Here is a 20,249-nt window from a genome sequence, read left to right as displayed (position 1 = left end):
AAAGTCCCTTTCGGCGACGTCAAAGCCGTTGCTCAAGGCTGGGCAACTGCTAGACGTCGAACACCTGTTTCAATTCGATTTGGGAGAAAACAATGAACCCGGTGGAGTTCAAGGACCTGGCTGGCCTGGTAGGCCAAGAAGTCGGCGTGTCGGATTGGGTGGAAATCACCCAAGAGCGCGTCAACCAATTCGCCGAAGCCACCGGCGACCATCAATGGATCCACGTTGATGTCGAACGCGCCACGAAGGAAATCGGCGGCCCGATCGCTCACGGCTACCTGACCCTGTCGCTGATCCCGTTCCTGGGCGCTGGCATGCTGCCGATCAAGGGCGTGACCCGCGGCATCAACTACGGCTCCGACAAGGTCCGCTTCATCAACATGGTCCGCGTCGGCAAGCGCGTGCGCATGCGCCAGAAGCTGATCGGCGCCGAGGCCAAGGCCGGCGGCATGCAGCTGAAGAATGAGTGCACCATCGAGATCGAAGGCGAGGCCAAGCCCGCCTGCATCGCCGAGACCATTTCGGTCGTCTACGGCGCCTAAGACCTGACGGCCGCCCTTCCCGTTGGCGGGAGGGGCGGCGTCACCTGCTCTAATATTCCCTAGAAACCGCCTCTTCGGCCGACGCGGCGCGAGCGCCCGTAACGACTTCGTTGCGCGCCTGGGTGATCTGCGCGTGCGGATTGTCCATCAGCATCAAGGTTTCGCGGATGAACTTGGCGTGGGTGACGATGCCGATCTCCAGGCGTTCGCTGTTCAACTCGACCTGCTGGGTCAGCAGACCAGCGATGAACTGAACATCGCGTCCCTCATCGGCCCCGACGCGCCGACGCGCGGCCTGGGACATGAAGACCGGGCCGCCCGAATTGCCCGGGAACACCGTGAAATCGAGCAGGAAGGTCGGGAAGACCTGGGCCGGCGCGATCGGGAACGAGGCCACGCGACCGGAGCGCAGGATGGGGAAGCCGGCCTGATTGGCCGCGAGCCCGCGCGGGAAGCCCAGCGCCATCATCTCGTCGCCCGCCCCGACCTGATTGATCTGGAAGGTTTCGTCCTGCGCCAACCAGTTCAGCGGAATGGCGGCCTTGGCGAACTCGTCGGGCGCCTTGATGGTGATCGCCGCCACGTCGCGCGACGGGTGCTGCGTCCAGAGCTTGGCGCCGTCGGCGTCGCGGATACGCAGCGTCTGGGGCGAATAGCTCCAGCTGCCGTCGGGATTGGCGATGCGATAGCCGATCCGCGCCTCGTTCCCCGGCATCTTGGCGAGCACGTGATTGGCCGTCACCAGCACGGTTCGCGGCGTGCCGTCCGGCGCCGTTTCCGCGATCAGGAAGCCGGTGCCGACGGTGCGCGTACCGTCGCCCAGCGGTTGTTCAAGCTGAACCGTCGCATGGATCAGCTCCACGGCAAGGTCCCAAGCCATCGACGCCCCTAACTACTGAATTCGTACCTACCCGACACTTGCGACATTTAATTAAGAACATGGTTAACGCAAAGCACCTTGCCGTCATTCAGCGATGCGCCCGATCGCCGCGCGGCGTGGATGCAACAGGTCAAACCGAACACGCAATGCGCGTCGAACCTTGAGCCTGGAACGTCTCCATCGCATGTAGTTGGGTATGACCGCTTCCACGCCCCCCGTCGCCCGCCGCGAACCCAAAGTCATCGAACAACTCGGGCGCACGCGCACCGACGACTATGCCTGGATGAAGGACGACAACTGGCGCGAGGTCCTGCGCGACCCAAAGGTGTTGCGCGCCGATATCCGCGAGCATCTGACCGCCGAGAACGCCTACACCAAGGACCTCCTGGCCGGCACCGAGGCGCTCCAGGCGCAGCTGTTTGCGGAGATGAAGGGCCGGATCAAGCAGGATGATTCGTCCGTTCCCGCCTCCGACGGCGCCTGGGACTATTATGTGCGTTACGAAATCGGCGCGGAGCATCCCGTCCATGGTCGGCGCCCGCGCGGGCGGGACGACGGCGAGGTCGTGTTGCTGGACGAGGTGGCGCTGGCCAAGGACAAGGCCTTCTTTCAGGTCGGCGCGGCTCACCACAGCCCCGACCACCGGCTCTACGCCTGGGCAGCCGATGAGCAGGGCTCCGAATACTACACGATCCGGGTGAAGGACCTCGCCACCGGCGAGACCCTCGAACACGTCATCGACAGCGCCTATGGCGACTTCACCTTCTCGCCCGACAGCCAGTGGCTGTTCTGGATCTGGCGCGACGAGAACGCCCGCCCCTCGAAAGTCTTCCGCCGCCCCGCGCGCGGCGGCGAGGATGTGCTGGTTTATGAAGAAGCCGACGAGGGGATGTTCCTGGGCGTCGGCACGACCTCCGACGACAGCCACGTGGTGATCCATGTCGGCAACCAGGAAACAACCGAGATCTGGCTGATTCCGGCCGCCGAACCTGAACGGCCGCCCTTCGTCGCCGAGCCCCGGCAGGTGGGCGTGAAGTACGACCTCGATCACTGGACCGACCGCTGGGTGATCCGCACGAACGCCGATGACGCGGTGGACTTCAAGCTGTCGACCTCGGGCGCCGAGATCCCGGCCCGCTCGACCTGGACCGACTTCGTCCCGCATGAGCCCGGCCGCTACATCACCGGCTTCGCCGCCTTCGCCGGCCATCTGGTCCGCGCCGAACGCGTCAACGCCAGCGACCGCATCATCGTCATGGCCCGCGACGGCGAAGACCATGAGATCGCCTTCGAGGAAGAGGCCTACGCCCTGTCGCTGGAAGGCGGCTACGAATACGACACCACCCTCACCCGCTTCGTCTATCAGTCGCCGACCACACCCCGACAGTGGTTCGACTACGACATGACGAGCCGCGAGCGCACCCTGCGCAAGACGCAGGAAATTCCCTCCGGCCACGATCCGGCCCGCTATGTGGCGCGCCGGCTCTACGCCACCGCCAAGGACGGGGCGCAGGTGCCGGTCACCGTCCTGATGCTGAAGGACACCCCGCTCGACGGCTCGGCGCCCCTGCTGCTCTATGGCTACGGCTCCTATGGCCATGCGATGGAGCCCAGCTTCTCGATCCGCAATCTCAGCCTGGTGGATCGCGGATGGATCTGGGCCGTGGCCCATGTCCGTGGCGGCTCCGACAAGGGCTGGGGCTGGTTCCTGGACGGCCGCAAGGAGAAGAAGACCAACACCTTCACGGACTTCATAGCCTGCGCTGAGCATCTCTCAGAGCAAGGCTACGGCAAGGCCGGCCGCATGGTCGCCTATGGCGGCTCGGCCGGCGGCATGCTGATGGGCGCGGTGGTCAATCTGCGCCCCGACCTGTGGTCCGGCATCATCGCCGCGGTGCCGTTCGTCGATGTGCTCAACACCATGAGCGACACCTCCCTGCCGCTCACCCCGCCGGAGTGGCCCGAATGGGGCAATCCCATCGAGGATCCGGAGGCCTACGACCGGATCGCCAGCTACAGCCCCTATGATCAGGTCAGCGCCCAGGCCTATCCGCCGGTGCTGGCCACCGGAGGCCTGTCGGATCCCCGTGTCACCTACTGGGAGCCGGAGAAGTGGGTCGCCAAGCTGCGTCAGTATTCGACCGGCGATGCTCCCATCCTGCTCAAGATCAACATGGAGGCCGGACACGGCGGCGCCTCGGGCCGCTTTGATTTCCTGAAGGAGATCGCCCTCGACTACGCCTTCGCGATCTGGGCGAACGAGCGAGGCTGGGAGCAATGATCGTCAGGCCATCGACACCGCAGGACGTCGCGGCCCTGGCCGCCATCTACGGCCACCACGTCCTGAACGGCTTCGGCACCTTCGAGGAGGTCCCGCCAACCTTGGAGGACATGGCCGGACGTCGGGAGGCGATCGTCGCTCGCGGCCTGCCCTATCTGGTCGCCGAGGATGCGGGCGAGGTTCTGGGCTTTGCCTATGCCAGTCCCTTCCGACTGCGAGCGGCCTATCGCTACACGGTCGAGGACAGCGTCTATGTCGCCCCACAAGCGGTCGGCCGCGGGGTCGGCAAGGCGGTGCTTTCGGGCGTGCTCGACGCCTGCCAGGCCTTTGGCATCCGCCAAGTGGTCGCGGTGATCGGCGACAGCGACAACGCCGGGTCCATTGGCCTTCACACCTCGCTCGGTTTCGCACCGGCCGGCGTCGGCAAGGACTTCGGCTACAAGATGGGCCGCTGGGTCGACATCGTGTGGATGCAGAAGACCCTCAACGGCGGTTCGGCGACCGCGCCCGACGCACCTGGCATGATGTTGGCCGGCGTCTAGCCCGGTCCACCAACGAGAAACGTCGCCCAAACGCGCACTGCTCGCTTGCTCCTCCAGTTGCTGGAGGATGTATGCACGGCCGACTCCGCCGGGTCGGCCGAGATCGCCTTCTTGCCGGATGTCGCTGTGCGAAAAGTACCCCTTCCACCATTGCCGATCTTCCCCGCGACGCTGGCCCTGGCTTCCTCACTCGCCGCGCCCGCCCATGCGCAGGACCACGCCGACGAGGACGAGGAGATCGAGGAGATCATCGTCCAGGCCACCCGCACCGGGCGCCGCGTGCAGGACGAGCCGATCCGGGTCGAGGTGATCAGTCGCGAGGAGATTGAGGAGAAGGTGCTGATGCGGCCCGGCAACATCGCCATGCTGCTCAGTGAAACCGGCGGCCTGCGCGTGCAGGTCACCTCGCCCGGCCTCGGCTCATCGAACATCCGGGTGCAGGGCATGCGCGGCCGCTACACCCAGTTGCTCGCCGACGGCCTGCCGCTCTATGGCGGCCAGGCCTCATCCCTCGGCCTGTTGCAGATCGCGCCGACGGACCTTGGCCAGGTCGAAGTCATCAAGGGCGCGGCCTCGGCGCTATACGGCCCCTCAGCGCTGGGCGGGGTGATCAATCTCGTTTCCCGCCGGCCGGGCACTGAGCCGCTGGGCGAGATTCTTCTCAATTTGACGAGCCGCGACGGCCAAGACCTGACGGCCTATGGCGAGAGCCCGCTGGGTGAAAACTGGCGCGGATCGATCGTCGGCGGCCTCAACCAACAAAGCCAGCAGGACCTGGACGACGACGGCTGGGCCGACATGCCCGGATATGAGCGCTGGAGCGTGCGTCCGCGCCTGTTCTGGGAGGGAGCGAGCGGTGCCACCGCCCACCTGACCCTCGGCGCGATGGGCGAGCACCGGGACGGCGGTGCCCTGCCGGGCCGCACGGTCCCCAGCGGCGAAGCCTTCCGCGAAACCCAGGACACCCAGCGTTTCGACGGTGGGCTGATCGCGGAGATTCCGGTGGAGGACCTGGGCAAGTTTCACCTGCGCGTCTCCAGCGTCAGCCAGAAGCACAAGCACCGCTTTGGCGACGTGCGCGAAGACGACCGTCACGAGACCCTGTTCGGAGAGGCGTCATTCGCCACCCAGGCGGCGCGGACATCGTGGCTCGCCGGCGTCGCGATCCAATCGGACGTCTATCGGTCCAAGACCTTCCCAGCGTTCGACTACACCTACACCACGCCCGCCCTCTTCGTTCAGGCCGAGCATGGCCTTCGCGAAGACCTAACTTTGGCCGCGAGCGCCAGGTGGGACGTCCACAGCGAGTACGGCTCTCACCTCAGCCCAAGGCTCTCGGTGCTCTACCGACCAGGCCCCTGGACGTTCAGGGGCACGGTCGGCACGGGCTTCTACGCGCCCACCCCGTTCGTGGAGGAAATCGAAGCGGCCGGGCTGTCGCGGCTCGCGCCGCTGGACGGGCTGAAGGCCGAGACCGCGGAGTCCGCATCGATCGAGGCCGGATGGGCGTCCGGGCCGGTCGAAGCCAACATCACCCTCTTCGGCTCGAACATCAGCGACGCCGTGCGGCTGGAAGACATTGGATCGCCGGGCGCCGATCTCGTCCGACTGATCAATGCGCCAGGACAAACCCGCACCAGAGGCTCGGAACTTTTGCTGCGCTATCGCTGGGACGAGGTCTCGGTCACCGGCAGCTATGTCTATGTCGACGCCACCGAACCCGACCCGGCCGGCCCCGGCCACCGCACGGTTCCCCTGACGCCGCGGCACACCGCGGGCCTGGTGGCGATGTGGGAGCGGCACGGCAAGGGCCGCATCGGCCTGGAGGCCTATTACACCGGTGAGCAGGACATCGAGGACAACCCCTATCGCTCGGAGGGGAAGCCCTATCTGGAACTCGGCGCCCTGGCCGAGGTGATCGTCGGGAATGTCAGCGTGTTCCTGAACCTGGAGAACCTGCTGAACATCCGCCAGACCAAGTACGACCCCCTGGTACGCCCGCGCCGCACGCCCGATGGCCGCTGGACCGTGGACGCCTGGGCGCCGACCGACGGCTTCGTCGTGAACGGTGGCGTTCGGATGAAGTTCGGCGGCTAGCCAAAGCGCAAGCCGGCGCTTCAAAACTAAAACAATGAATAGCGCCTAGCGCCCAGGTGGAGGCCGCGAAGGCGGCGCTATGTCTGAAAGGAAGTGGCTGGGGAACTAGGACTCGAACCTCGAATGACGGTACCAACAACCGCAGTGTTACCATTACACCATTCCCCAGCAGGAACGGCTCGCGGGATAGTCGCCCCGCGGCGAGGGCGTGGAGATAGCCCAACAATTCGCCGGATGCAACGCCCCCAAAAAGGTTCTTTCAGAGGTATGCGAGGGCGCTTGCGGCGCAGACGAGCCTCCCCTATAAGGCGCCCTCCCAAGTCGGAGTGTGGCTCAGTCTGGTAGAGCACCGCGTTCGGGACGCGGGGGTCGCAGGTTCGAATCCTGCCACTCCGACCAAGGGAACTTCGGCGAAGAGCGCTCCAGACTAGCGCCTCGCCCCGCCTCAGCGGCCGTCAGCACCCTCAGGAAGTTACCACCAAAGATCTGGGCGATCTGCGCCTCGCTATAGCCGCGGGCCGCCAGCTCACGCGTGATGTTCGGCGCCTGGCTCTCATTCCTGAAGCCTTCGATTCCCCCGCCATGATTGAATCGGCGCCGATTCCCCCGGCCCCGGCCTTGATCGCATCAAGCTCGGCGTCGGACAGATTGCGGGTGTGGTCGGCGAGCGCGCGGGCCGCGGAGTGAGTCGCTACGACGGCGCGCGGGACAGCTCCAGGGTTTGGAACACCCCCTTGGACGTAAGCTGCGAGACGTCGATCAGGACGCCCAGGTCGTTGAGCAGGCCAACTGAGGCGTTGCCCAGCGACGAGCGGCCGCCGTGCCCTCACCCGTTCCCGCCTTCGGCCGCGACGAATCCAGACGAACTTGGCGACCCAAGGCGGCCGCCTCTATTTCCAGCTTGAGCTAGGAATAAGCGTCACAATGGAGATTCTTCGCCGGCTAGGAGCTACGGCGTGGCGAGCGGCGGGCTCCCCGGAGGAGAGCCCGCCCTCTATGGCCTAGCTATCGCCCCAACCGCCGCCCAGGGCCTTGAACAAGGCGATCTGGTTGGTGGTCACTTGGGCGTCGGACAGGGCGAGCTGGGCTTCCAACTGCGCCAGGTTCTTTTCGGACACCAGCAGGACCAGCAAGCTGTCCACGCCGGCCTCGTTTCGCAGGCGCGCAAGGCGAACAGCCTTGGCTCCCTCGTCCCGCGCGCGGCGCAGGGCCGTGCGACGGTCGAGTTCGCGCGCATACTGGGTCAGCGCGGTCTCGGTTTCCTGCAAGGCGGTAAGGTTGGCCTTTTCGAAGTTGGCCAACGCCCCCTCCGCGCCGGCGCCGGCCTGCTTGATGCGGGCGCGGCTGGCGGCGATGTTGGGGAAGTTCCAACTGATCAACGGCCCGACATTGAACCGGAAGTCGTCGCCGAGATCTCCGGTGTTGGCGGCCGCCGTCGAGATCGAACCGCCGATGGTCACCGAGGGATAGAGCGAGGCCGTGGCCACGCCGATCCGGGCGGTGGCCGCCGCCAGTTCACGCTCGGCCTGACGCACGTCCGGACGACGCGCCAGCATCGCCGCGCCATCGCCAACCGGCAGAGCAGCAGCGACTTGCGGCACAGTCTTGCAAGCCAGGACCGCCGTGGGCGCTTCGGCCGGCGGCTTGCCGGTCAGCAGCGCGAGGCGGAACAAAGCCGACGAACGCTGCGCCGCCAGGGGGGGCAGCAGGGCGCGCGAGGTCTCAAGCTGGGTCGCGGCGCTGGAGGTGTCCAGAGCCGTGCCACGGCCGGCCTCAAGCTGCCGGGCCGTGACGTCGTAGGTCTGCTGTTGCAGCACCAGCGTCTGGTTCACCACCGCGATCTGGGCGTTGGCGGCGCAGATGTCCGCATAGGCCCGAGCGGTTTCGGCGGCGACCGAAACGCGCACCACGTCCAGCGCGGCCTGGGCCGCGGCGGTGTCGGCGCGGTTGGCCTCCAGGCTGCGTCGCACGCGGCCGAACAGGTCGACCTCGTAGGACATGTCGAAGCCGGCCAAATAGGCGTCGGCCTCTCCGAACTGTCCGCTGACCGGGTTCTGGTCACGAACCCGCTGACCCGACGCAGAGACGGTGGTCGAGGGCAGGAGGCCAGCGCGCGTCTCGCTGAGCACCGCGCGAACGCGGGACAGGTTGGCCGCGGCGATGGCCACGTCCTTGTTGGCGACCAGCGCCTCCTCGACCAGACCATCCAAGGTCGGGTCTTGGAACAGCCGCCACCAGTCGCCCGGAGGGGCGTCGGCGGTGGCGATCGTGGGTTCGGCGCTTACGAAGGTCCCCTGCGCCGAGGCGATGGGCCCCGGCGCCTGGTAGGTTGGCCCAACCGCGCAGGCGCTAAGCGCCGTGGCGGACAGGAGGGCTGTGATAAGCGAACGGCGGATCACTTGGCGCCTCCTTCATACTCGATCGGGGTGTGGGGCGTGCCGCCACCGGTGGTCGGATAGTCCTTCTCCTTGCGCTGAGCCTTCGGGAGCTTGGCCGCGAGGCCGCGGCAGAGCACGTAGAATACCGGCGTGAAGATCAGGCCGAAGATGGTGACCCCGATCATCCCGAAGAACACCGCGGTGCCCAGGGCCTGCCGCATCTCGGCGCCGGGTCCACTGGCGATGGCCAGAGGCAGCACGCCCAGGATGAAGGCGAACGACGTCATCAGGATCGGCCGCAGGCGGGTCTTGGCGGCGCGGACCGCCGCTTCGAAGCGGTCGACCCCGTGCTCTTCTTCCGACTGCTTGGCGAACTCCACGATCAGAATGGCGTTCTTGGCGGCCAAGGCGACCAGCACGATCAGACCGATCTGAGTCAGGATGTTGTTGTCCTGGCCCCGTAGATTGACGCCCAGAATGGCCGCCAGAATACACATCGGCACGATCAGGATGACCGCGAGCGGCAAGGTGAACGCCTCGTACTGAGCCGCCAGCACCAGGAACACGAACACGACAGCCAGGCCGAAGACCAGGACGCCGGCGTTGCCAGCGGCCTTTTCCTGGAAGGCGAGTTCGGTCCACTCGTAGCTGAAGCCCTGCGGAAGGTTCTTCGCCGCAAGCTCTTCCATGGTCGCCAGCGCGTCGCCCGACGCGACGCCGGGAGGCGCCCCGCCCTGGACTTCGGCGGCCGGGAACATGTTGTAGCGAACAACACGGATCGGGCCGGTTTCGTCCTTGATGGTGGCGAGCGAGCCCAAGGGCACCATGCCGCCGCTGGCGGAACGGACCTTGATCGCGGCGATGTCGGCCGGATCGTCGCGTGCGTCGGCCTCGGCCTGGGCGGTCACGCGGAAGGTGCGGCCGAGCAGGTTGAAGTCGTTCACATAGGTCGAGCCGAGATAGGTGCCCAGCGCGTCATAGATGTCGCCCGGCTGGACGCCCATCAGCAGCGCCTTGTCGCGGTCGATCTCGGCGCTCAGACGCGGCGAACCGGTGTTAAACTGCGAGAACACCCCGACGGTGGTCTGCGGAGACTGGGCCGCGGCGCCGACCAGTCCGTTGGCGGCCTGTTCCAGCGCCTGATAACCAGCGCCCGAACGGTCCTGGACCATCATCTTGAAGCCGCCGGCGTTGCCCATGCCTTCGACAGGGGGAGGCGCCAGGAAGAAGATGTTGGCTTCCTCAATGCCACCCAACCGGCCCATGACCTGACCGGCCATGGCGTCGGCCGACATGTCCTTGCCGCGCTTGGACCAGTCGTCGAGCTTCACGAAGAACACGCCGCCGTTCGAGCTGGACGAGAAGCTTGCCCCGTCGAGACCGGCGAAGGCCGCGACGTTCTGAACGCCGGGGGTGTCCATGATGATGGCGCTGGCCTTGCGGACCACCGCGTCGGTGCGCTCCAGCGAAGCGCCCGGCGGAAGCTGCACGACGCCGATCAGGAAGCCTTGGTCCTGTTGCGGGATAAACCCGGCCGGAGTGGCCGTCAGGCGCCATCCGGTCATCAGGATCAGGCCGGCATAGATCACCAGCATGATCATCCCAGCCCGCACGAGACGCGCGGTCAGGGCGCCGTACTTGTCGCTCAGCCAATCGAAACCGGCGTTGAACTTGTCGCCGGCATACTTGATCGGCTTCATCCAGCGAGGGCCGGAATTGGCGTCATGCTCGACGTGCGGCTTGAGCAGGATCGCCGCCAGCGCCGGCGACAGGGTCAGCGACACCAAGAGCGAGATCACCGACGCCGCCGCGATGGTCACGGCGAACTGGCGGAAGAACATGCCGGGGATGCCAGGCATGAAGGCGGTCGGCACGAACACGGCCAGCAGCACCAGGCCGATGGCGATCAGGGCGCCGGACACCTCGTCCATCGTTCGATAGGCCGCCTCTCGTGGAGTCATGCCTAACTTGATGTTTCGCTCCACGGCCTCGACGACGACGATGGCGTCATCGACGACGATGCCGACGGCCAGAACCAGGGCGAACAGCGACAGCGAGTTCAGCGAGTAGCCGAGCGCGAGTTGGATCGCGAAGGTGCCGACCAGCGCGACGGGAATGGCGATAATCGGAATGATCGCCGCCCGCCACGTCTGCAGGAAGACCATGATGACGATCATGACCAGGATCACCGCTTCGAAAAGGGTGCTCTGGACCGAGGCCACCGAGGCCTGCACGAACTCCGTCGGATTGTACGGGATCTGATAGGTGACCCCCTGCGGCATCGTTGGCTTCAGTTCCTCGACCGCCTTCAGGACCTCGGCGGCCGTCGCCAGGGCGTTCGACCCCGGCTGTTGCACGATCGCCAGACCAATGCCGCGATCTCCGCTGAAGTAGCCGCGCATGCCGTAGTCCTGCGCGCCGAGTTCGACACGCGCGACGTCGCGAACGCGGGTCACGCGGCCGTCGGCGTCGGTGCGGATAACGATATTCCCGAACTCTTCGGGATCGGCCAGACGGCCCTGAACCTGCACGGGCAGCTGATAGGCTGCGCCCGTGTCGGACGGAGCCTGGCCAAGCGCGCCACCGGCGGCCTGGACGTTCTGGGCGCGAAGCGCAGCGACGATTTCACCCGCGGTCAGGTTGCGCGCCGCGGCCTTGCCGGGGTCGATCCAGACCCGCATCGAATAGAAGCCGCCGCCGAACACCTGGACACCGCCGACGCCGTCGATCCGCAACATGCGGTCGCGCAGGGTCGAGTTGGCGTAGTTGCCGATGTAGTCGAGGTCGGCGTTCGGATCCTTTGAGGTCAGCGCCACGATCAGCAAGAAGCCGGAAAGCTGCTTGTTCACCGTCACGCCGGTCTGGCGCACCTGCTCAGGTAGCCGCGGCTCAGCCAGGGCGACTCGGTTCTGAACCAGAACCTGAGCCGCATCGAGGTCGGTGCCGGGTTTGAACGTAACTGAGATCTGCGCCATGCCGTCGGCGGTGGACGACGAGGTCATGTAGAGCATGTCCTCGACGCCGTTGATCTCCTGCTCGATCGGTGCAGCGACCGTCTCGGCGAGCGTCTCGGCGGACGCCCCAGGATACATGGCTGTGACGGCGATCGTCGGCGGCGCGATGTCCGGATACTGCGATAGCGGCAGCAGCGGCAGCGCGAACGCCCCGATCAGGGTGATGAACACCGCGATGACGCCCGCGAAGATCGGGCGATCGATAAAGAAGTGCGAAAAGCGCATTGGGTCCTGTCCCGTTGCCTGGCGCTACTGAGCGCCGGCGGGGGTGGCGCTGGAGGCCACGGGAATGGTGACAGTCGTCGTGCGTTCGGCCGCGGCCCTGGGCGTGATCTTGACCTGCGTCGCCTTCACCTTCTGACCCGGCATCATCATCCGGGCGGTGCCGTTGACGATGATCTTGTCATTGGCGCTGACGCCGGTGCGGATGACCCGCAGGCCCTGGCTGAGCGGGCCCAGCGTCACGGGCTTCAGAGTGACCGTGCCGTCGGGAGAGACGACATTGACCGCCTTGCGGGCGCCATCGGGGACGATAGCGTCCTCCGGCACCAACAACGCCTCATATGCTTGACCGCCCTCGACCTTCGCCTTGCCGAACATCCCGGGCTTCAGGAAGCCGTTGGGGTTGGCCACGACGGCGCGCATGCGCACTGCGCCGGAGGCGTTGTCGAGCGTGTTGTCGGTGAAGTCGACCTGGCCGGTCCAGCGATAGTCGCTCTCGTCTTGAAGACGGATCTGGACCTTGCCGCCCTTTCCGGCGTCGCGTTGGTTCTTCAGGAACTGGGCTTCCGAAGCGTCGAACACGAAGTGGATCGGGGTGGTCGAGACGATGGTGGTCAGGACGTCGGCGCCGGAGCCGCCGCCCGAGATCACGTTACCCGGGTCGACGCGGCGGTCGGAGACGACGCCGGAAACCGGCGCGGTCACGCGGGTGAACTCGAGATCAAGCTCGCGAGCGCGAACGCTCGCCTGGGCGACCTCGTTGGCCGCGCGCTTGCTGTCGTATTCTTCGCGGCTGATGGCCTGGACCTTCAGCAGGCTTTCGGCCCGGGCCAGATCGCTGGAGGCGAGTTGGGCCTGGGCGCGGGCGGCGGAGAGCTGGGCCTGCGCGGGGCGCGGATCCAGTTGGAACAACAGCTGTCCCTTCTGGACGAACTGGCCCTCGCGGAAGTTCGCGCTTTGCAGGTAGCCGCCGGCCCGAGCGCGCACGTCGACGCGCTCCGGAGCCTCGAAGCGGCCGGTGAAATCATCCCAATCAACAACAGACTGCCTCAGGGGAGTCGCCACAGAAACCTGCGGCGGAGGCATCTGCGGGGGGCCTTCGGTCTTGCTGCAAGCGGTCAAAACCATTGCAGCAGCAGCCGTTGCGACGAACGGCGCGAGAAACTTGCGCATAAATTATCCCAGCCGGGCGCGGGGAGGCGCCCAAGTCAACAGTTGATGACTTTTACAGCCACACCCCCTACATATGTCAACAGTCGATGACAACAAGGGTGGAACGAGAAGAAATGGTGGAGCTACCGGCCCCGAGCCGCACGCGTAATGCAGCCGCGACACGGCAAGCCATTCTGGACGCGGCACATAACCGTTTCGCGAAGGAAGGTTATGACGGCGCGAGCCTGCGCGAAATCGCAGCCGACGCGAAGGTCGACGCCGCCCTGGTGTCCCGCTACTTCGGCTCGAAAGAAGAGCTCTTCGTCGAGGTGCTGAATTGCGCGCCCGACGCCTCGGACCTGTTCGAGGGCACGCTCAGCGACTTCGGCACGCGTGTCGCCACCAAGATACTCGACGATCGCGACGTCGATCAGGGCGTCGAGTATCTGCTCATCATGCTGCGCTCGGCCTCGTCGCTCGCCGCGGCCGAGCCGCTACGTCGCTCGATGCGCACCCATTTTCACGACCCCTTCGCCGCCTGGCTGGGCGGGCCCCAGGCCGACGTGCGCGCCCGGTTGGCGGGCGACCTGATCATGGGCGTCTGCATGTCCCAGGCGATCACTTCCGACCACGACCTGGACGAGGAAGGCCGGGCCAGCCTGCGCAGCCGCCTCGCCAAGGTGCTGCAGGCGGCGGTGGAACCCTAGAGCGGGACGGCCGCCCCGAACTTCACCCGCCGCCGCACGAAGATGGTCTCGTAACGCCCGACCGATGGGTGGCCGGCGATCTCGGCGTCGGCGAAGGCGTTGAAGCTCTCCATGCTCTCGAACATGGTGATGCACATCAGGTCGTGGGACCCGGCGATCTCCATCATCACCTGCACGTGCGGCGACCTGCCCAGCCGCACCCGCAGATCCGACAGTTGGGCCGGCCCCTGCTGCGCCAGTTGGATCAACAGGACGACCGACAGATGCTCCCCCGTGATCTTGGGATTGAGCACCGACACGTCGGCGGTGATCACCCCGTTGTGGCGATAGGAGCGAATCCGCCGCTGGATCGCCGACGCCGACAGCGGGACCCGGTCGGCGAGCTCATGGGCGCTGGTCTGGTTGCACTCTTGCAGCGCCGACAGGATCCGCATGTCCAAGCGATCGAGCTGCAGCTCCATCCTCGCCTCCCCTCTTGAAATTGAGAGGACCATGGGCGCGCCGTCGCCAACCCGTCATCGCTTTCGCGACGAACCGCGATGAATGAGCGTCCAATCGCGATAGGAGCAGGCGAGCAATCCCATTCCATAGATGAAACCGGATCGCTCAACCTGCCTCAGGCGCGATGCGAACACCCTGGCGGATGATCTCATCCAGGCGCTCACGCATCGCGACCCCGGCCGGCGTCAGGTGCAACACCCGGCTGCGGGCGTCCCGGGGGTTCATGAAGGCCTCGACCAACCCGCAGGCCGGGGCGCGGGCCCACTCTGCCCCCTCCCGGCCAAATGAGCGGATGCTGCGCGAGGCGGTCGGCTCGGTCATCTGGGACACGAAGGCGAGTTCCTGGACGCTCAGCCCCTCGTTCTCGCAGGTGTAGAGGAAGCTGATGATCTCATTGACGGTGATGGTCGGATTGAGCCCTCGGAACAGCGACAGGGCCTGAAGCAGCGAATCCTTCGGACGCATGGCCGTCAGGATTCGGCGTAGGCGTTGAGCCGCCCCGTCGCGATGTTGGGCGGCGCAGGTCGCACGGCCGGGGTCGGACGCCGTTGCCGCCGCTCGCGCATGGCCAGCGTCGCCTCCGGGTAGGCGGCCCGCACCTGTTGGAGAATATCCTCCAGGCGCTTTTGATGATCGGCGGCCTCGACATAGTCGCCGACGTTCAACTCGACCGAGATCTGGCCCCACAGCTTCATACGCAACGCTCCAATGTATTTGTTCGGCGGTTGCTAAGCGTAGGCCGCGCGGCATGCACATCGGAGGCGTTGAACAGCCTCCCCTCGCCGCCTCGCCGCGTTGTCACGGGCGATGAGGCGGCGAGGCGGGAGGCTGGCGACTAGAAGACCCGAACCCCGACAGCCTCGGCGTCAGGGCGGCGCGTATCGGCCGCGCCGTAGAAGACCCCGTCAGGCCCGATCATGATCGACTGGGTGCTGCCGATGATCTGCGAGCGCTGGACGACGTGGCCCTTGGCCCGCAGCCCGGCCACGAGATCCTCCGGGATCGATTCCTCAAGCTGGATCGGCGCGTCGGGCCCGCCCTGTGAGATGCGCGGGCGCTGCACGGCTTCGGAGATGTTCAGACCGTGGTCGATCACATTGACCAGCACCTGGACCATGGTCGAGATGATGGTGCCGCCGCCGGGCGTGCCGGTCGCCAGCCACGGCTTGTCGTCCTTGAACACCAGGATCGGCGAGATCGTGGATTGTGCGCGCTTGCCGGGCTCAGGCTTGTTGGCAGGGTTCTGGCTGTAACCGGCCCAATCGAAGTTGGCCAAGGAGTTGTTCAGCAGGAAGCCGGTGCCCGGCGCCACCACATGGGCCCCGTACGACGAGCTGAGCGTATAGGTGTTGGTGACCACGTTGCCGAACTTGTCAGCCACCGAATAGTGGGTGGTGTCCGGGCTCTCATAGGGACGCGGATCGAGCGGCGGCAGGCTGGCGGCGTCGAGCGATTTGTCCATCGAGATCAGCTTGGCCCGCTCCTTGGCGAAAGCCTTGCTGGCAAGGCCGATCGCCGGCGTCTTCCACTGCGGGCCGCCGCCGGAATAGCGGCGATCGACCGCCCCGATCTTCAGCGCCTCGGAGATGACGTGCATGCTTTGCACGTTCCCCCAACCATAGGACTGCATCGGGAATTGCTCGAGGATGTTCATCACCTCGGCCACGCTGGAGGCCGCCGAAGTCGGGGACATGTAGGCGATCTTCAGACCGCGATAGTCCGACCAGATGGGCTCCATGACATTGGCCCGATAGCCGGCAAGGTCTTCGAGCGTCATCACGCCGCCGCCGGCCTGGACACCGGCCACCAGCCGCTCGGCCACCGGCCCGCGATAGAAGCCGTCGGCGCCGCGCGCCTGGATCTGCTTCAGGGTCCAGACAAGATCCTTGTTCCGGAACGTCTCCCCCGGCCCGTAGGTCGAGCCGTCAGGCTTGTAGAACACCTTCAGCGCGCCGGGGTCCTTGCCCAGCGCCTGGCGACGCTCGGCCAGGGTTACGGCCTCGTCATCGGTCATGACCATGCCCTTGGAGGCCAGGTCGATGGTCGGCTGGATCAGTTGCTTCCACGGCAGTTTGCCGAAGCGCTTGTGAGCCTCATAGAGCCCGGCCACTGTGCCCGGGATGGTGACGCCCTTGAAGGACATCACCTTGGCTTCCGACAACTTGCCGTCTTGGCCCAGAAGCAGATCCGGCGTCACCGCGTTCGGCGCCTGGCCATAGTACTCGATGGCGACGGTCTTCTTGGTAGTCGCGTCATAGACCAGCATGTAGCCGCCGCCGCCCACATTGCCGGCGCGCGGCAAGGTCATGGTCTCGGCGATGCCGACCGCCACCGCGGCGTCCACGGCGTTGCCGCCCTTGCGCAGGATCTCGGCGCCGATGCGCGCGGCGATCTTGCTCTGGGCCACGACCATGCCGTCGCGGCCGATCGCGGGGTGATGGATGGAATTGTAGCCGACCAGATCGCCGCCGGTGGCGACGCCGCGTGCGGGGGCGACCGCCTCCTGCGCAAAGGCGCTGGCGGCCAGCGGCCCTTGCAGTCCGACCACTAGGGCCGAGACGAGGGCCAGACGGCCAATGGAATGGGATGTGCGGCGTACGGGGTTCATGCCGTGTCCTCCTGGCGATCATGTCGAACGGCGAGGATGGGGGCAGAGGCGGCCTGGGAGCGACGCGCCGACGTCGACGCTCCCACCGCGAACCGGCCGGCCCCGCTGGGCCGGCCGGGATGCAGGTCCTTAGAAGGACTTGCGGACGCTGACGTACCAGTAGCGGCTGTAGGGCTGGTAGAGCTCGCCCAGATAGCCGTCCGAGGACAACGGCGGCTTCTCGTCGGTCAGGTTGCGAACCCCGACGCGCAGGCGGGTATTGGCCGCCAGGCCTTCGGTGAACTCGTACTGGCCGTACATGTTCGCGGTCAGTTGCGAGTCGATGATCCAGGCGTCGCCTTCGGCGTCGAGGAGCTGGGTGTCTTCGACGTCACCGATGTACTGGGTGAAGGCGCCGACGGTCCATTGCTCGTAGTTCCAGGTCGCCGAGGCGGACCACTTCCATTCCGGACGGCCGTTCTGACGGATCAGGTCGCCGCCGCCGCCGATGAAGATCGACGGGTCGAGCTGGCCGGCCGCTTGGGCGGCGACCAGTTCGGCCACGCCCGGCGAAGGCGAGCGGTAGAACTTCATCAGGTGGGCGGCGTTGAAGTTGACGCTGAAGTCGCCGTACTGAGTGCCGCGCAGGCTCCACATCACGCCGATGTCCAGGCCGCGCGCCTCTTGCGGCAGCAGGTTCTGGTATTGGTCGGCGATGTAGAGGATCTGGCCAACCGGGGCCAGACCCGTACCTTGGAAGGCGGCGATGTCGTCAGCGGTCGGCGCGGCGCGAACCACGTCGGCGTAGGACGAACCGTTCAAGCGAGCCAGATAGTCGGCGGTGATGGCGTTGCCGCCGCCGAACAGGCCGACGATCCCCTCTTGCTTCACACGCCAGTAGTCGACGGTGAAGGTGAAGCGACCGAATTCTTCCGGCACGAAGTGCGGTTGATAGACGACGCCCAGGCCCCAGGTTTCCGACTCTTCCGGCTTCAGCTCGGAGTTGCCCGAACGGCGCTCGAGGGTCGAGGGCTGGGCGCACGCCTGCAGGCTGGCGATACGGCCGGCGCGGCGGTCAGCCTCGCAGCGGTACCAGTCACGACGATTGTTCGAACGCGTGACCAGGGTGGCGTTCACCTGCTCCAGGTTCGGAGCCTTGAAGCCCTGGGCCCACGAACCGCGGAAGCGCAGGCCATCATAGATGTCCCAGGCCACGGCGACCTTCGGCTTGGCGACGTCGCCGACATCGCTGAAGTTCTCGTAGCGGCCAGCGAGCTGGGCTTCGAGGTTGTAGATGAACGGAATTTCCATATCCGGCGAGATGACCGGGATGGCGAGCTCGGCGTAGAGCGAGGTGACGTTGCGCGCGCCCTTGGTGTCCGGCGAAGCGCTGGAACCGATCAGGTCGTTCTCGTAGGTGACGCCGGTGACCGAGTTGGTGAACTTGATCGTGCCGTCCAGGCGCGCGTCACGGTCGTCCTTCTGGGTTTCGCGGCGGTACTCGACGCCGGCGGCGAAGCCGATGTCACCCGCCGGAACCGCGAACAGGTCGACCTTGGAGACCTTGAAATCGGCCAGGGCCAGCGAGCTGGTGCTCTTGCGCACGGTCTTGACGCGGATGGCGTCGATCGCCGCCTGCGAGCTCGGGGTTCCGTCGCCAATGCTCGGATTGCCGAGCGTGCCGCCGTTGAAGGGGTTGTAAGCGTCAGGCGTCGACAGCGCGAGCTGGCGCTGCAGCAGGGTCGCGCTGATGCCGTCCGAGGTGTCCTCGACCTCGGCCTTCGAATAGAGCAGCGCGCTTTCCCACTTGAAGCCGAACTTTTCGCCCTTCAGGCCGCCGAGGAAGCGCCATTGGGTGTTCTCGACGTCAACGTGGTTGGGACCCACGTCGACGAAGTTGTAGGCGCTCATCGTCACCGGAACGCCGGCGGCCGGGATGCTCAGGCCAGGCAGGCGGTTCGGGTTGGCTTGGCCGTTCAGAACCGCCGCGCCGAAGGGATTGTAATAGTTCGTCGTCGCGATCGCGATCGGCAGGCCGCTGAGGTTGGTCGTCGAGGTCTGCACCGCGTGGGTGGTGGCCGTGTAGTAGCCGATCTCGCCGAACGCCCGCAGGTCCTCGGTCAGGTCGTACTTGCCGGTCAGGAACAGGTTAACCCGTTCCAGCTCAGGCATGACCGACGGGTTGAAGGTGCCAGCCGTGTCGAAACGCAGGTTGCGGTCGGCGCCCGTCGCGCCGGTCGCCGCCGCGCCGGTCGCCAGGCAGATGCCGTTCGGCAGAATGCTCGCGCACGCGCCGTTGGTGGTCGGCTGGATGTGGAAGGCGCCGGCCGCAGTCGTCAGCGCCACGCCGTTCTGACGGATGATCCCGAACGACGACGGCGTGGTCAGGCTGCCCCACGGCGTCGAGGTCACGCGGTCGTCCAGCGTCACGTTGCTGGCGTAGTCGGTGCCGGCGAAGAGCGAGGTCCGGTCGACCGACGAGGTGAAGTCCTGGTCCCAGGCCTTCAGCGCCGAACGGTTGGTGTAGTTGGCGAAGAGGGTGACGTTGCCGCGACCCTCGTTGAAGTTCCGACCAGCTTGCAGCGAGAACTCGCCTTCACGCAGGTTGGTGCCTTCGGCCGAGCCGTACTGGGCTTCGACGGTCAGACCGTCATAGTCGTCCATCAGCACAGTGTTGATCACGCCCGCCACAGCGTCCGAGCCGTACAGCGCCGCAGCGCCGTCACGCAGGACTTCCAGGCGCTTGATGCCGCTGACCGGAATGGCGTTGGTGTTGTAGGTCAGAACCGGAACCAGGTTCTCGTCAGCGCGACTGGTCGGGTGAGCCACGACGCGACGGCCGTTCAGCAGGACCAGAGTGTTGCCGACACCGAGGTTGCGCAGGTTCACCGAACCGACGTCGCCGCGGGCGCTGTTGCTGGAGTTCGGCAAGTAGCTCGAGTTGAAGCTCACATCGCCCATCTGCGGGATGGAGCGGAACAGGTCGTCGCCCGAAGTGGCGGCCACGTTGTCGAGCTGGGCTTGGTCAACCACGGTGACGGGGAGAGCCGCCGTGACCTTCGAGCCTTCGATCTGCGAACCAACGACGACGATCTCTTCGACCATGTCGTCGGTGGCCTGGGCCGACGCGGCGCCGGCCCAAGAAGCGGCGCAGAGCGCCGAGGTCGCCAGCATGGCGTGACGCCAAGACATACGAGAACGCATCAAGTCTTATCCCCTCAACTCATAAGTGCAAGCATCGGGGCACGCAGCTATCCTTGCGCGGCCCCAAAGTTGACGCGACAAACACATGATCCTTGCCGTCGCGTCACTCATTCCCTTGTTATCTGATGGGATATAACGGCGT

The 20,249-nt window shown here is 66.1% G+C and carries 14 protein-coding genes, 2 tRNA genes and 2 pseudogenes; 6 read left to right on the top strand and 12 right to left on the bottom strand.

The window, feature by feature from the left end; translation table 11 throughout:
• The first annotated feature begins 92 nt into the window (after window positions 1-92).
• Window positions 93-542, top strand: a complete 450-nt coding sequence (locus Q8M13_RS08880) for a MaoC family dehydratase (protein WP_304811193.1) — start codon at window positions 93-95, stop codon at window positions 540-542.
• Window positions 543-591: 49 nt separating this feature from the next.
• On the opposite strand, the gene Q8M13_RS08875 is transcribed toward Q8M13_RS08880, so the two are convergent.
• The gene (locus tag Q8M13_RS08875; RefSeq protein ID WP_305299465.1) at window positions 592-1,422 is read right to left on the bottom strand and encodes a serine protease; all 831 of its coding nucleotides are present in this window, start codon (window positions 1,420-1,422) and stop codon (window positions 592-594) included.
• 196 nt (window positions 1,423-1,618) lie between these two features.
• Between Q8M13_RS08875 and Q8M13_RS08870 the strand changes: the two genes are divergently transcribed.
• The 3 genes from Q8M13_RS08870 (at window position 1,619) to Q8M13_RS08860 (ending at window position 6,342) form a co-directional block, all read left to right on the top strand.
• Window positions 1,619-3,703, top strand: coding sequence for a S9 family peptidase (locus Q8M13_RS08870; RefSeq protein WP_305299463.1), 2,085 nt, complete (start codon window positions 1,619-1,621; stop codon window positions 3,701-3,703).
• The gene (locus Q8M13_RS08865; RefSeq protein ID WP_305299461.1) at window positions 3,700-4,245 is read left to right on the top strand and encodes a GNAT family N-acetyltransferase; all 546 of its coding nucleotides are present in this window, start codon (window positions 3,700-3,702) and stop codon (window positions 4,243-4,245) included. Before Q8M13_RS08870 ends, Q8M13_RS08865 begins: the two co-directional genes overlap by 4 nt.
• 126 nt (window positions 4,246-4,371) lie before the next feature.
• A complete protein-coding gene (locus Q8M13_RS08860) occupies window positions 4,372-6,342 on the top strand; it encodes a TonB-dependent siderophore receptor (RefSeq protein WP_305299460.1) in 1,971 nt (656 codons plus the stop codon).
• A gap of 94 nt (window positions 6,343-6,436) precedes the next feature.
• Here the strand turns inward: Q8M13_RS08860 and Q8M13_RS08855 are convergent.
• A tRNA-Gln gene (locus Q8M13_RS08855) sits at window positions 6,437-6,510 on the bottom strand.
• 154 nt (window positions 6,511-6,664) lie between these two features.
• Here Q8M13_RS08855 and Q8M13_RS08850 point away from each other — a divergent pair.
• Window positions 6,665-6,741, top strand: a tRNA-Pro gene (locus tag Q8M13_RS08850).
• Window positions 6,742-6,807: 66 nt separating this feature from the next.
• On the opposite strand, the pseudogene Q8M13_RS21000 reads toward Q8M13_RS08850, so the two are convergent.
• The 5 genes and pseudogenes from Q8M13_RS21000 to Q8M13_RS08835 all read right to left on the bottom strand — a co-directional run.
• Window positions 6,808-6,915 (bottom strand): annotated as a pseudogene (locus Q8M13_RS21000) (membrane dipeptidase); the annotation flags it as partial.
• Window positions 6,916-6,950: 35 nt separating this feature from the next.
• Window positions 6,951-7,150, bottom strand: a pseudogene (locus tag Q8M13_RS20995) (membrane dipeptidase); the annotation flags it as partial.
• A gap of 193 nt (window positions 7,151-7,343) precedes the next feature.
• Window positions 7,344-8,741 carry an efflux transporter outer membrane subunit gene (locus Q8M13_RS08845; RefSeq protein WP_305299459.1) on the bottom strand — a complete coding sequence of 466 codons (1,398 nt, stop codon included), beginning with the start codon at window positions 8,739-8,741 and terminating at the stop codon, window positions 7,344-7,346.
• On the bottom strand, window positions 8,738-11,959 hold the full coding sequence (locus tag Q8M13_RS08840; protein WP_305299458.1) for an efflux RND transporter permease subunit: 3,222 nt from the start codon (window positions 11,957-11,959) through the stop codon (window positions 8,738-8,740). Before Q8M13_RS08840 ends, Q8M13_RS08845 begins: the two co-directional genes overlap by 4 nt.
• Window positions 11,960-11,983: 24 nt before the next feature.
• Complete coding sequence (locus tag Q8M13_RS08835) at window positions 11,984-13,129, bottom strand: efflux RND transporter periplasmic adaptor subunit (protein ID WP_305299456.1); 1,146 nt, start codon at window positions 13,127-13,129, stop codon at window positions 11,984-11,986.
• Between the two features lie 113 nt (window positions 13,130-13,242).
• Between Q8M13_RS08835 and Q8M13_RS08830 the strand changes: the two genes are divergently transcribed.
• On the top strand, window positions 13,243-13,815 hold the full coding sequence (locus Q8M13_RS08830) for a TetR/AcrR family transcriptional regulator (RefSeq protein WP_305299455.1): 573 nt from the start codon (window positions 13,243-13,245) through the stop codon (window positions 13,813-13,815).
• Here Q8M13_RS08830 and Q8M13_RS08825 read toward each other — a convergent pair.
• The 5 genes from Q8M13_RS08825 to Q8M13_RS08805 form a co-directional block, all read right to left on the bottom strand.
• Window positions 13,812-14,276 carry an Lrp/AsnC family transcriptional regulator gene (locus Q8M13_RS08825; protein WP_305299454.1) on the bottom strand — a complete coding sequence of 155 codons (465 nt, stop codon included), beginning with the start codon at window positions 14,274-14,276 and terminating at the stop codon, window positions 13,812-13,814. The genes Q8M13_RS08830 and Q8M13_RS08825 overlap by 4 nt on opposite strands.
• Before the next feature lie 145 nt (window positions 14,277-14,421).
• The gene (locus Q8M13_RS08820; protein ID WP_305299452.1) at window positions 14,422-14,781 is read right to left on the bottom strand and encodes a MarR family winged helix-turn-helix transcriptional regulator; all 360 of its coding nucleotides are present in this window, start codon (window positions 14,779-14,781) and stop codon (window positions 14,422-14,424) included.
• A gap of 5 nt (window positions 14,782-14,786) precedes the next feature.
• Complete coding sequence (locus Q8M13_RS08815; RefSeq protein WP_305299450.1) at window positions 14,787-15,011, bottom strand: hypothetical protein; 225 nt, start codon at window positions 15,009-15,011, stop codon at window positions 14,787-14,789.
• Between the two features lie 140 nt (window positions 15,012-15,151).
• Complete coding sequence (gene ggt, locus Q8M13_RS08810; RefSeq protein ID WP_305299449.1) at window positions 15,152-16,924, bottom strand: gamma-glutamyltransferase; 1,773 nt, start codon at window positions 16,922-16,924, stop codon at window positions 15,152-15,154.
• 129 nt (window positions 16,925-17,053) lie between these two features.
• Window positions 17,054-20,107, bottom strand: a complete 3,054-nt coding sequence (locus Q8M13_RS08805) for a TonB-dependent siderophore receptor (RefSeq protein WP_305299448.1) — start codon at window positions 20,105-20,107, stop codon at window positions 17,054-17,056.
• Between the last annotated feature and the right edge of the window lie 142 nt (window positions 20,108-20,249).

This window comes from Phenylobacterium sp. (assembly GCF_030681155.1).
Lineage (GTDB): Bacteria > Pseudomonadota > Alphaproteobacteria > Caulobacterales > Caulobacteraceae > Phenylobacterium.
Note: the sequence above shows the minus strand (reverse complement) of the source record. Positions and strands in the feature narration are given on the sequence as shown.